This window comes from Cupriavidus necator, from assembly GCF_013141915.1.
GTDB lineage: Bacteria > Pseudomonadota > Gammaproteobacteria > Burkholderiales > Burkholderiaceae > Cupriavidus > Cupriavidus necator_B.
The window spans coordinates 51,292-63,077 of record NZ_SROX01000020.1 but is presented as its reverse complement, the minus strand read 5'-3'; the positions used below and the strand labels follow the sequence as shown (position 1 = coordinate 63,077).

The window sequence follows — 11,786 nt, the reverse complement described above, 5'->3', positions numbered from 1 at the left end:
TTGCTCCCAGGATTACGCGCCCGCCGGCAGCGCGGCCGGCGTGGTCAAGGACAGCTGCTCTTCACCGAGGGTGTTGCGCGACGTGCAGATCGGGCCGCCCTTGAACCCGTCGGCGGCCAGTGCGGCGCCGCCGTGGCCCATGTACTTGTGCAGGATGTTGTGGAAGAGCTGGTCTTCCACCTTGCCGTAGTACGTGACCGGCTCCTTCTCGCTGGGTTGTGCCAGCGTCTGGTAGCCTTCGACGCCCAGTTCGGTCGACGAGGCGCGCACCTTGGCCACCCACTGGTCGAACTCGTAGTTCGACATGGCGATGGCCTTGAACTTCATGCCCGAGAAGCCGCCGCCGCTGTAGTTGGCGGACACGCCGTCATAGCTGCCGGCTTGGTTGGCGATCAGGTGAAGCTTGGTTTCCATCCCGGCCATGGCGTACACCTGGCTGCCCAGTTGCGGGATGAAGAACGAATTCATGATCGAATCCGAGGTGATCTTGAAGTTCACCGGGGTGTCGACCGGGAAGGCGATCTGGTTGACGGTGGCGATCTTCAGTTCCGGATAGATGAACAGCCACTTCCAGTTCAGCGCCACCACCTCGACCGTGACCGGCTTCTTGCTGGATTCCAGCGGCTTGTACGGGTCCAGGTCGTGCGAAGACTTCCAGGTGATGATGCCCAGCGCGATGATGATCAGGCAGGGGATCAGCCACACCACCACTTCGATCGCGGTCGAGTGCGACCAGTCGGGTTCATAGCGTGCCGAGGTATTGCTGGCGCGGTACTTCCAGGCAAACACCAGCGTCAGCACGATCACCGGCACCACCACCAGCAGCATCAGCCAGGTGGCGATCAGGATGATGCCTTTGATGTCGACGCCGACCTGCCCCTTGGGATCGAGCAGCGTCATGTTGCAGCCGGCGAGCAGGAGCAGGCCAAGGCAAGGCAGGAACCGCGTCCACCGCGGCAGTATGGGTTTCTTCATGTCACGACTGGTTTGGTTACACCGCGCCTCGGGCAAAAGCGCGGCTAAACCGCCTGATGCTTGCGCAAGAGGCGTGGGGCTGAGGGAAAACCGGAAGGACGTGTCCTTAGCTGGCGTTGCGGTCTGGGGGCGGATCGTGCGCCGGGAGACCATGCGGCCTTGCAACGCCATGAACACGGAAGGACTGACTGCGCGCGCTGCAGGCCCTGTAGGACCTTGCCGGCGCTGCGGCACCTGGCCGAAACCGCGAACGGTCCCGGCTCACAACAGCGGCCGGGTAGCGTTGGAATACGAGGCTTTTGCGCTTCCCGACAGACCTGCCGTCAGGGCAGGCGCGGTTTTCGGCCGGGGAGCGCAACACGTAAAACATCGTGGGCGCGACTGTACCGCAACGCAACATTAGGGGTAAACCCAACGCCACGGAACACACTGTTCATTTAAACGGACAATCTGCCGCTTGCTGCACTGCGCCGCCTTTGATCCACGTCAACATCACAAAAACGCGGGCAAATATGCAGAAAGCCGCGCTTGGCGCGGCTTTCCGGGGTGCGACACTGCGCTGTGGCATATTGTCGCAGTGCGGCAAGCGACGCCGCGACTCAGCCGTAGCGGCGGGTAATCGACTCGGCGATGCACACCGGCCGCTCGCTGCCCTCGCGCTCCACCGTGACCTCCCAGGTGGACTGCGCGCCCACCAGTTCCGGCGACTTGGGCAGCGGGTCGAGGCGTTCGACCTTCAACAGCTTGATGCGCGCACGCAGCCTGCTGCCGACCGGAACCGGTGCCGTGAAGCGCACGCGGTTCAACCCGTAGTTGACGCCGATCTTGGACGGCATGCTCAGCGCGTTGTGCATGAACTTGGGCAGCAGCGACAACGTCAGGAAGCCATGCGCGATCGGGCCGCCATAGGGCGACTCCTTCTTCGCGCGCTCCACGTCGATATGGATCCACTGATGGTCGCCGGTGGCTTCGGCAAACTGGTTGACCTGTTGCTGGGTCACCTCGATCCAGTCGCTGACCGCGACTTCCTGGCCCTGCAGCCCTTCCAGTTCTTCCAGCGTTGCGATGGTACGCATGTCGATCGTCTCCTCGTGACGGTTAAGTGGGGTTACGCCGGCCGGCGGCCGTACATGCCCATGCCCTTGACGGTGCACACCAGTTCGCCGCGCTGGTTGGTGGCTTCCCACTGGGTATGCACGATGCCGCGGTCGGGCTTGGACTGCGACGCACGGGTGTCCAGCACGTTGAGCACAACCGTCAGCGTGTCGCCGGCATAGACCGGCTTGAGCCAGCGGATCTCGTCGACGCCGGGCGAACCCATGCTGGCCGACTTGCCGGTGGTGCTCAGCACCAGCAGGCGCATCATGATCGAGCAGGTCATCCAGCCGCTCGAGATCAGCCCGCCGTAGATGCTGTTGGCGGCGGCTTCCTTGTCGATATGGAATGGTTGCGGATCGTACTGGCGTGCGAAGGCCAGGATCTCTTCCTCGGTGACGAGGTAGGAGCCCAGCTCGCGGCGGCTGCCGACTTCAAAATCCTCGAAATACAGCATGGGGGTGTCTCCGTAGTGAATGCGGTTGACTTGTCCGCACGATGATCGCATGGCGGGCGGGCACGCGCGTCCGTATTTGCCGAACCCGCCCCTAACAGCCCGCAAAGAAAAAAACCGCGCCTGGACTACAGCGCGGTTTTGACTGGACTGGCAGGTTCAGGCAGCTTCCTGGAACCCCGGCTGGGCAGCAAACCTGCCCAGGTGATGATCGACATCGCCAAAGGTGGTGTTGATCATCGTCAGCCGCTTGAACATATGCGCGGCCGGCAGTTCGTTGGTCACGCCCATGCCGCCGTGGATCTGCACCGCCTCCTGGCCGACCGTGCGCGCGGCCTGCCCCACGCGCGCCTTGGCGGCGGACACATAGCGGCGGCGCTGTTCCGGCGTCGCCTCCTCGAAGCGCGCCGCGGCCAGCAGCGTGATCGAGCGCGATTGCTCGGCGTGGATGAACATCTCCACCATGCGGTGCTGCAGCGCCTGGAAGCGCGCGATCGGCACGCCGAACTGCTGGCGCGTCTTCGCGTATTCCAGCGTCGCGGCGTTGAGCGTGTCCATCACGCCCACCGCCTCGGCGCACAGCAGCACCGCGGCATAGTCGGCCACCTGCTCGACCAGCGCGAAGGCCTTGCCAGCCTCGCCCAGCAATTGCGCGGGCGCATCCTGGAAGGTGATATCGGCGGCGCGCAGGTTGTCGATGGTGCGGTAGTCCTTGATGCTGACGCCGGCGCCCTTCGCGTCCACCAGGAACAGCGAGATGCCATTTTGGTCGGCATCGCCGCCGCTGCTGCGTGCCGACACGATCAGCTGGTCAGCCTGGCCACCGTGCACCACCACGACCTTGCGGCCATTGAGCTTGCCGTCGCGGGCGGTGACGCGCACGTTGTTCAGCTCATAGCGCGCCTGCGGCTCATTGAAGGCCACCGCCAGCTTCAGCTCGCCGCCGGCGACCTGCTCCAGCAGTGCCTCCTGGCCACCGGCGAGGGCCAGGGCGTAGGCGCCCGCCACCGTGGCCAGGTACGGCTCCACGATCAGGCCGCGGCCCAGTTCCTGCTGCACCACCATCATGTCCAGGGCCTTGCCGGCAAAGCCGCCCTGCGCTTCCGGCACCGGCAGCGCGGTCAGGCCGAGCTCGGCCAGCGCGCCCCACGCGGACTCGCCGTAGCCTGTCGCGCTCTCGTAGTGCTTCTTGCGCTCTTCGAAGCCATAGTCCTTGTCGATGAAACGGCGGACGGCGTCGGCCAGCTGCTTCTGTTCGTCGCTGAGATTGAAGTTCATGATGCGTGTCTCCTCACAGCCCCAGAATCATCTGGCTGATGATGTTCTTCTGAATTTCGTTGGACCCGCCGTAGATGGAGGTCTTGCGATAGTTGAAGTAGTACGCGGCCAGCGGCGCGGCGTCGTCGTACTCGGTCACGGCGTGCTCGGTCTCGCACTCCAGGTAGGCAGTGTCGAACGGCTGCGCGTACGGGCCGACCGCCTCGACCATCAGCTCGGTCAGCAGTTGCTGGATCTCGGTGCCCTTGATCTTCAGCATCGAGGCCTCGGGGCCGGGGCCCTTGCCCGCCGCTTCGCTCGACACCACGCGCAGCACGGTGATCTCCAGCGCCATCAACTCGATTTCCAGCGCGGCCACCTTGGCGCCGAACACCGGATCCTCCAGCAGCGGCTTGCCGTTCTTCTGCTGCTGGCGCGCCACGCGCTTGAGGAAGCCCAGCTCGCGCTTGGAGTTGCCGACGCGGGCAATGCCGGTGCGCTCGTGGCCAAGCAGGTACTTGGCGTAGGTCCAGCCCTTGTTCTCTTCGCCGACGCGGTTCTCGACCGGCACCTTGACGTTGTCGAAGAAGACTTCGTTCACTTCATGCTCTTCGTCGAGCATGATGATCGGGCGCACGGTGATGCCCGGCGTCTTCATATCGATCAGCAGGAACGAAATGCCTTCCTGCTTCTTGGCCTCGGGATCGGTGCGCACCAGGCAGAAGATCATGTCGGCGTGCTGGCCGAGCGTGGTCCAGGTCTTCTGGCCGTTGACGATGTAGTGCTTGCCGTCGGACGTCAGTTCGGCGCGGGTCTTCAGCGAGGCCAGGTCCGAACCCGAGCCCGGCTCCGAATAGCCCTGGCACCACCAGTCGGTGCAGTCCAGGATGCGCGGCAGGTAGTACGACTTCTGCTGCTCGTTGCCGTATTTCATGATCACCGGCGCGACCATGGCCACGCCGAACGGCAGCACGCCGGGCGCACCGACGCGGGCATTCTCTTCGTCCCAGATATGGCGCTGGGTGGCGTTCCAGCCGGTGCCGCCGTACTGGACCGGCCAGTGCGGCGCCGACCAGCCCTTGCCAGCGAGCAGCTTGTGCCAGCGCACCAGGTCGTCGCGGTTCGGACGGCGGTGGTTGAGAATCTTGCCGCGGATGTCCGCCGGCAAGTTGGCTTCGAGCCAGCTACGCACTTCCTCGCGGAAGGCATCGTCGGACGCCGAGTAGTTGAGATCCATGCCCGTCTCCAGTGGTGCCGGCATGGCGCGGGCCGCCGGCGGTTTGTTCTGCCTGGGCGTCATGCGCCGACAGCAACGGGCACAGGACGCAATTCAGTGAGCCGTCTGCTTCAGCGCAGCCGGCACCACGAGCGGAAAAGTCTCGATGCCCTCCTCGGCCAGCGCCTGCACCTCCTCCGGCGAGGCCGAACCGCGGATGCCGCGTTCCGGCGCCTCGTCATAGTGCATGCGCCTTGCCTCCTCGGCAAAGCGGTCGCCAACGTCCTCGGTCTGCGCCAGCACCTGCTTCACTGCCTTCATATAGAGCGCTTGCAGTGTCACCGGTGCGGCGGCCGGCTGCGCCGGCCCGGCGCTGCCTTCGCGCGCGGTTGCGCCTGACAGGTTCAGGCGCGGCGCGCTGGGCAGCCGCGTGACGGCGTGGTCGCCACAGACCGGGCATTGGACGAGGTCACGCGAGATTTGCGACTGCGCTTCTTCCTCCGAGGCAAACCAGCCCTCGAAACGATGGTCATGCGCGCAGCGCAGGTCGAGCACCTTCATGATCTTTCCAGCCCGTCAAAAGCTATATTATCCGCGAATCCAAATTTTGTGAACGGTCGTGCTAAATTTTTTAGAACGACCGTTCGGAACATGGCTTGGGCCGCACAGGTTAGGCCTTCACTTGCGCCACGCCGTAACTGGGCATGGGCTGCTCCCCGGGCTGCCATGCGCCCGACATCACTTTTTCCAGCCAGAAGGCGCCGATGATGGTCTTCACATCGGTGATGCGCCCGCTGCGGACCCAATCGATTACCTGCCCCACCGGCGTGATAAAGGTTTCGAGGAATTCACCGTCGTCGAGTTGCGCCTCGCCATGCGTCAGGTCGCGCGCGAGCAGGATATCGATGAATTCGGTTGAATACGAAATGACGGGATGGATGCGCGTCAGGTAATCCCAGCGCGCGGCGCGGTAGCCCGTTTCTTCGAGCAACTCGCGTTCGCCGCAGCGCTGCGCGCCCTCTTCGGGATCGAGCTTGCCCGCCGGGAATTCGATCATCACCTCGCCCACCGGGTAGCGGAACTGGCGCTCCATCAGCACGGTGCCGTCGTCGAACAGCGGGATCATCATCACCGCACCGGGATGGACCACGTACTCGCGCCCGGTCTGCTTGCCGTCCGGCAGCCTGACGATATCTTGCTTCAGGGTAAGGAACTTGCCGCGATGGACCGTGGCCGAGGCGACGCAAACTTCTTTCAGCGCGTCGTCGTGCTCTGACAGGTCGGATGGGCTACCGCGTTGGATCTTGTCGGTCATGGACGCTCCGGATCAGGCAGGGCCCGGCGCCGACAAGACCGGCTTCAGGCCGTGCGGTGTTTGACGAGGTATTGCCAGGTGAAGCCGGGGAAGGCAAACACCAGCATCATGCAGGCAGTGATGGCATAGAACTGCCAGCCCTGCGTAAAGGTGCCACCCAGGTTGGCTTCCGCCGCAAAGCCGGCGGCGCCCGCCACCGCGAACCAGACCACCAGTTCCAGCAGGCGCAGCCACAGCGGCTTGCGCGCCCGCCGCAGCGGGATCACCACGAACAGGCGCTGGTTGACGAACGGCAGGTTCGCACAGACCAGTGCCAGCAGGATGACAAACCAGCCGCTTGCGGAGGCGCTCATATTGCGTGGCGGGTCAGGAGCCCAGGGTCGAGCGGATGGCCTGGTAGCACAGGTTCATCAGCGCGGCCGGGAACAGGCCCAGCAGGATCACCGCGGCGCCGTTCACGCTCAGCATCGAACGCAGGCCGAAGGTGGCTTCCAGCTGCTCATCGCCGGCCGGAGCATCGAAGTACATCAGCTTGACGATGCGCAGGTAGTAGAACGCGCCGATCAGCGAGAACAGCACCGCCACCACCGCCAGCCAGGTCATGCCGGACTTGACCACGGCGTCGAGCACCGCCAGCTTGGCATAGAAGCCCACCGTCGGCGGGATGCCGGCCAGCGAGAACATCATCACCAGCATCAGGAAGGCAAACCACGGGTTGCGGCGCGACATGCCCTTCAGGTCTTCCAGCGTCTCGGCCTCGAAGCCCTTGGTGGTACGCAGCAGGATGATGCCGAACGTGCCCAGCGTGGTCAGCAGGTAGGTCACCGAGTAGAACATCGCCGAGCTGTAGGCATCGGCGGCGCCGTCGGCCTTGTTGGCGACCACGCCCGAGAGCAGGCCCAGCAGCACGAAGCCCATGTGCGAGATGGTCGAGTACGCCAGCATCCGCTTCAGGTTGCTTTGCACGATCGCGGTCAGGTTGCCGATCGCCAGCGAGACGATCGACAGCACCACCAGCATCATCTGCCAGTCGCTGGCCAGCGGCAGCAGGCCTTCCACCAGCACGCGGACGAACAGTGCGAACGCCGCCACCTTCGGGCCGCCGGCAATCAGCAGCGTCACCGCGGTCGGCGAACCCTGGTAGATGTCCGGAATCCACATGTGGAACGGCGCGGCACCCAGCTTGAACGACAGGCCGGCGACAATGAAGACCACGCCGAAGGCCAGCATGGTGGTGTTGATGCGGCCGGACTCGACCGCGCGGAACACCTCGCCCAGGTTCAGCGAACCGGTGGCGCCGTACATCATCGAGATGCCGTACAGCAGGAAGCCCGAAGCCAGCGCGCCCAGCACGAAGTACTTCATCGCCGATTCAGAGGTTACGCGCGACTCGCGGCGCAGCGCCACCAGCGCGTACGACGACAGCGACAGCAGCTCCAGGCCCAGGTACAGGGTCAGGAAGTTGTTGCCGGTGATCATCACGATCTGGCCGCCCAGCGTGAACAGCGCCAGCATGTAGAACTCGCCGGCGAACATGTCGCGCTCGGCCAGGTAGCGGCGCGTGTACACCAGCGTGACGAACAGCCCGGCGGCGCAGAACGCGGACAGCACGTTGGCCATCGGGTCGATCACGACCAGGTTGGCGAACGCGTAGTGGGTCTGGCCGGTGGCGGCATTCATGCCGAACCAGACCGTCAGTACCAGCGTGGTCAGCAGCGACAGCGGGTAAGCCACGCTCTGCCGGCCCTTGCCGCGGGCAAGGTCGATCCAGTTGACCGCGGCGATGGCGATCGCCAGGAAGATGATCGGCGCCACGGGGGCAAGTGTCGAGGACGGTTGCATGTTGATTTCTCTCCCCGATTACAGCTTGGACTGCGCCGCGTGGGACAGCAGGTTCACCACGGACGCGTGCATCACGTCAGTAAAGGGCTTCGGGTGCAAGCCCATGTACAGCGTCATGATGGCCAGCAGGCCGAGCATGACGAACTCACGCTTGTTCAGGTCGGCCAGCTCGCGCACGTGCTGGTGCACGACGTCGCCGAAGATCACGCGCTTGACCATCCACAGCGAGTAGGCGGCGCCCAGGATCAGCGCGGTGGCGGCCAGCAGGCCGATCCAGAAGTTGAACTTGACCGCACCCAGGATCACCATGAATTCGCCGACAAAACCCGAGGTGGCCGGCAGGCCGCAGTTGGCCATGGCGAAGAACACCGACAGCGCGGCGAACTTCGGCATGGTGTTGACCACGCCGCCGTAGTCGGCGATCTGGCGCGAATGCACGCGGTCGTACAGCACGCCGATGCACAGGAACATCGCACCGGAGATAAAGCCGTGCGAGATCATCTGGATGATGCCGCCTTCGACGCCGATGTCGCTGAAGATGAAGAAGCCCAGCGTGACGAAGCCCATGTGGGCGATCGACGAGTACGCCACCAGCTTCTTCATGTCGGCCTGCACCAGTGCCACCAGGCCGATGTAGATCACCGCCACCAGCGAGATGGTGATGATGAACGGGGCCAGGTAGTGGCTGGCGTCAGGCGCGATCGGCAGCGAAAACCGCAGGAAGCCGTAGGCGCCCAGCTTCAGCATGATGGCGGCCAGCACCACCGAACCGCCGGTCGGCGCTTCCACGTGGGCGTCGGGCAGCCAGGTGTGCACCGGCCACATCGGCACCTTCACCGCGAAGGCAACGAAGAAGGCGAGGAACAGCGCGATCTGCTCGTTCATCGACAGCTTGGCCTGGTGCCACTGCAGGATGTCGAACGTGCCGGTCTTGTTGTACAGGTACAGCAATGCCACCAGCGTCAGCAGCGAGCCCAGCAGCGTGTACAGGAAGAACTTGAACGCTGCGTAGACGCGGTTCGGGCCGCCCCAGACGCCGATGATGATGTACATCGGGATCAGCGTGGCTTCGAAGAACACGTAGAACAGCATGCCGTCGAGCGCGCAGAACACCCCGATCATCAGGCCGGACAGGATCAGGAACGACGCCATGTACTCGGCCACGCGCTCGGTGATCACCTCCCAGGCCGAGATCACCACGATCACCGTGATGAAGGCGGTCAGCACCACGAACCACATCGACAGGCCGTCAACGCCCAGCAGGTAGTGGATGTTGAAGCGCTCGATCCAGTTCATCTTCTCGACGAACTGCATGGCCGCGGTGGCGCGGTCGAAGTGGAATACCAGCGGCAGCGTGACGACAAAGCTGGCGATCGAGCCGAACAGCGACATCCACCGCACGAAGCCCGGGCTGCGGTCCGAGCCAAAGGCCAGGATCAGCAGGCCGAAAAAGACAGGCAGCCAGATTGAGAAAGACAGAACCATTTCTTCGTTTTCCTTACTTGGTGCCTATCACTTGGTGCCGATCACGCCCGTGATCGTCAGCGTCAGCAGCACCAGCATGCCGACGATCATCGCGAACGCGTAGTGGTAGATGTAGCCCGACTGCAGGTAGCGGCTGGCCGAAGCAAACGATGCCACCACGCGCGCCGCGCCGTTGACGAACAGGCCGTCGATCAGGCTCTGGTCGCCGCCCTTCCACAGGCCGGTACCGAGCAGGCGTGCGCCGCGGGCGAACACGGCCTGATTGATGGCGTCCATGTAGTACTTGTTGTCCAGCAGCGTGTACAGGCCCGAGAAGCGGTTCTTGATCGCCTCGGGGATGTCCGGGCGCTTCATGTAGAAGAACCACGACAGCACCACCCCGGCGATGGCCAGCCACAGCACCGGCGTGGTCAGCGAGTGGATCGCCATCGGCACCCAGCCGTGGAAGGCTTCCTTCAGCTCGGCCATGGCGTGGTGGTTCTCGCCGACGAAGATCACGTCCTTGAAGGCGATGCCCATCTTGAAGAAGTTGCCGAACAGCATCGGCTCGATCGCGATCGCGCCGATCACCACCGACGGAATCGCCAGCAGCACCAGCGGCAGCGTCACCACCCACGGCGATTCGTGCGGCGTCTCGCCGGCGGACAGGCCATGGTGATGGTCGTGCGAGACTTCCTCGTCCGCGTGGTCGCCCTCATGGTGCTGGTGGGCATGGTTCTGGCCCCAGCGCGACTTGCCATGGAACACCAGGAAGTACATGCGGAACGAGTAGAACGCGGTCACGAACACGCCCGCCAGCACGGCGAAGTAGGCAAAGCCCGAACCGGCTATGTGCGACTCGGCCACGGCCTCGATGATCGAGTCCTTGGAGTAGAAGCCGGCGAAGAACGGCGTGCCGATCAGCGCCAGCGAACCCACCAGCGAGGTGATCCAGGTGATCGGCATGTACTTGCGCAGGCCGCCCATGTTGCGGATGTCCTGGTCGTGGTGCATGCCGATGATGACCGAGCCCGCGCCGAGGAACAGCAGCGCCTTGAAGAACGCGTGCGTCATCAAGTGGAACACCGCCACCGAGTAGGCCGAAGCGCCCAGCGCCACGGTCATGTAGCCCAGCTGCGACAGCGTCGAATATGCGACCACGCGCTTGATGTCGTTCTGGATGATGCCCAGGAAACCCATGAACAGCGCCGTGATGGCGCCGATCACCAGCACGAACGACAGCGCGGTGTCCGACAGCTCGAACAGCGGCGACATGCGCGCGACCATGAAGATGCCGGCGGTCACCATGGTTGCGGCGTGGATCAGCGCGGAGATCGGGGTCGGGCCTTCCATCGAGTCAGGCAGCCAGACGTGCAGCGGAAACTGCGCCGACTTGCCCATCGCGCCGATGAACAGGCAGATGCAGGCCACGGTGATCATCAGCCAGTCGGTGCCCGGGAAGATCACGGTGGCCAGCTGGTCGCGCGCGGCGAACACTTCGGTGTAGTTCATGCTGCCGGCGTAGGCCAGCAGCAGGCCGATGCCCAGGATGAAGCCGAAGTCGCCGACGCGGTTGACCAGGAACGCCTTCAGGTTGGCGAAGATCGCCGTGGGACGGGTGTACCAGAAGCCGATCAGCAGGTACGACACCAGGCCCACCGCTTCCCAGCCGAAGAACAGCTGCAGGAAGTTGTTGCTCATCACCAGCATCAGCATCGAGAAGGTGAACAGCGAGATGTAGGCGAAGAAGCGGTTGTAGCCGGGGTCGCCGTCCATGTAGCCGACGGTGTAGATATGCACCATCAGCGAGACGAAGGTCACCACCACCATCATCATCGCGGTCAGCGAGTCGACCAGGAAGCCGACCTCCATCTTCAGGCTGCCGATGGCCATCCACTCGTAGACGGTGCCGTTGTAGCCGGCGCCGTTCATCACATCGAGCAGCACCATCACCGACAGCACGAAGGAAATGGCAACGCCCAGGATCGTGGCGGTATGCGCCACGACCCGGCCGCCGCGCGACTCCGAGGAAAACAGGTCGAAGAACTTGGTACCGAACAAGCCGGCGATCGCGGAGCCGACTAGCGGCGCCAGCGGGATCGCAAGCAGCAGGTTGGGGTTGAGCGTGGTTGCCATAGGACGCTTATTGGGGTGCGGTCGGTGAGTCT

The 11,786-nt window shown here is 64.0% G+C and carries 11 protein-coding genes; all 11 read right to left on the bottom strand.

Features of this window, described 5'->3' with window-relative positions; genetic code table 11:
* Positions 1-12 precede the first annotated feature (12 nt).
* Complete coding sequence (gene cyoA, locus E5S69_RS27125; protein ID WP_171517547.1) at positions 13-975, bottom strand: ubiquinol oxidase subunit II; 963 nt, start codon at positions 973-975, stop codon at positions 13-15.
* Between the two features lie 599 nt (positions 976-1,574).
* Positions 1,575-2,051, bottom strand: coding sequence for a MaoC family dehydratase (locus tag E5S69_RS27120; RefSeq protein WP_171517546.1), 477 nt, complete (start codon positions 2,049-2,051; stop codon positions 1,575-1,577).
* Between the two features lie 32 nt (positions 2,052-2,083).
* Positions 2,084-2,527 (bottom strand): MaoC family dehydratase, encoded by a 444-nt coding sequence (locus E5S69_RS27115; RefSeq protein ID WP_171517545.1) that lies wholly within the window; start codon positions 2,525-2,527, stop codon positions 2,084-2,086.
* 156 nt (positions 2,528-2,683) lie between these two features.
* The gene (locus E5S69_RS27110; protein WP_171517544.1) at positions 2,684-3,802 is read right to left on the bottom strand and encodes an acyl-CoA dehydrogenase family protein; all 1,119 of its coding nucleotides are present in this window, start codon (positions 3,800-3,802) and stop codon (positions 2,684-2,686) included.
* A 13-nt stretch (positions 3,803-3,815) separates the two neighbouring features.
* Complete coding sequence (locus E5S69_RS27105) at positions 3,816-5,018, bottom strand: acyl-CoA dehydrogenase family protein (RefSeq protein ID WP_171517543.1); 1,203 nt, start codon at positions 5,016-5,018, stop codon at positions 3,816-3,818.
* 93 nt (positions 5,019-5,111) lie between these two features.
* Positions 5,112-5,558 carry a DUF1178 family protein gene (locus tag E5S69_RS27100; protein WP_171517542.1) on the bottom strand — a complete coding sequence of 149 codons (447 nt, stop codon included), beginning with the start codon at positions 5,556-5,558 and terminating at the stop codon, positions 5,112-5,114.
* 109 nt (positions 5,559-5,667) lie between these two features.
* Positions 5,668-6,312: an NUDIX domain-containing protein gene (locus tag E5S69_RS27095; RefSeq protein WP_171517541.1), complete on the bottom strand. Its 645-nt coding sequence runs from the start codon at positions 6,310-6,312 to the stop codon at positions 5,668-5,670.
* A 44-nt stretch (positions 6,313-6,356) separates the two neighbouring features.
* The gene (locus E5S69_RS27090) at positions 6,357-6,665 is read right to left on the bottom strand and encodes a DUF2818 family protein (RefSeq protein ID WP_171517540.1); all 309 of its coding nucleotides are present in this window, start codon (positions 6,663-6,665) and stop codon (positions 6,357-6,359) included.
* 13 nt (positions 6,666-6,678) lie between these two features.
* Positions 6,679-8,154 (bottom strand): NADH-quinone oxidoreductase subunit NuoN, encoded by a 1,476-nt coding sequence (nuoN, locus tag E5S69_RS27085; protein ID WP_171517539.1) that lies wholly within the window; start codon positions 8,152-8,154, stop codon positions 6,679-6,681.
* 18 nt (positions 8,155-8,172) lie between these two features.
* Positions 8,173-9,639 carry an NADH-quinone oxidoreductase subunit M gene (locus tag E5S69_RS27080; protein WP_171517538.1) on the bottom strand — a complete coding sequence of 489 codons (1,467 nt, stop codon included), beginning with the start codon at positions 9,637-9,639 and terminating at the stop codon, positions 8,173-8,175.
* A gap of 27 nt (positions 9,640-9,666) precedes the next feature.
* Entirely contained in the window at positions 9,667-11,754 is a 2,088-nt protein-coding gene (gene nuoL, locus E5S69_RS27075) for an NADH-quinone oxidoreductase subunit L (protein ID WP_171517537.1), read from the bottom strand.
* Positions 11,755-11,786 lie beyond the last annotated feature (32 nt).

What these genes read in the sequence shown, in the direction of transcription:
- E5S69_RS27110 (WP_171517544.1), bottom strand. Translation starts at nt 3,802, where the DNA reads ATGAACTTCAATCTCAGCGACGAACAGAAGCAGCTGGCCGACGCCGTC.
- E5S69_RS27100 (WP_171517542.1), bottom strand. Translation starts at nt 5,558, where the DNA reads ATGAAGGTGCTCGACCTGCGCTGCGCGCATGACCATCGTTTCGAGGGC.
- nuoL (WP_171517537.1), bottom strand. Translation starts at nt 11,754, where the DNA reads ATGGCAACCACGCTCAACCCCAACCTGCTGCTTGCGATCCCGCTGGCG.
- E5S69_RS27090 (WP_171517540.1), bottom strand. Translation starts at nt 6,665, where the DNA reads ATGAGCGCCTCCGCAAGCGGCTGGTTTGTCATCCTGCTGGCACTGGTC.
- E5S69_RS27120 (WP_171517546.1), bottom strand. Translation starts at nt 2,051, where the DNA reads ATGCGTACCATCGCAACGCTGGAAGAACTGGAAGGGCTGCAGGGCCAG.
- E5S69_RS27115 (WP_171517545.1), bottom strand. Translation starts at nt 2,527, where the DNA reads ATGCTGTATTTCGAGGATTTTGAAGTCGGCAGCCGCCGCGAGCTGGGC.
- E5S69_RS27105 (WP_171517543.1), bottom strand. Translation starts at nt 5,018, where the DNA reads ATGGATCTCAACTACTCGGCGTCCGACGATGCCTTCCGCGAGGAAGTG.
- E5S69_RS27095 (WP_171517541.1), bottom strand. Translation starts at nt 6,312, where the DNA reads ATGACCGACAAGATCCAACGCGGTAGCCCATCCGACCTGTCAGAGCAC.
- E5S69_RS27080 (WP_171517538.1), bottom strand. Translation starts at nt 9,639, where the DNA reads ATGGTTCTGTCTTTCTCAATCTGGCTGCCTGTCTTTTTCGGCCTGCTG.
- cyoA (WP_171517547.1), bottom strand. Translation starts at nt 975, where the DNA reads ATGAAGAAACCCATACTGCCGCGGTGGACGCGGTTCCTGCCTTGCCTT.
- nuoN (WP_171517539.1), bottom strand. Translation starts at nt 8,154, where the DNA reads ATGCAACCGTCCTCGACACTTGCCCCCGTGGCGCCGATCATCTTCCTG.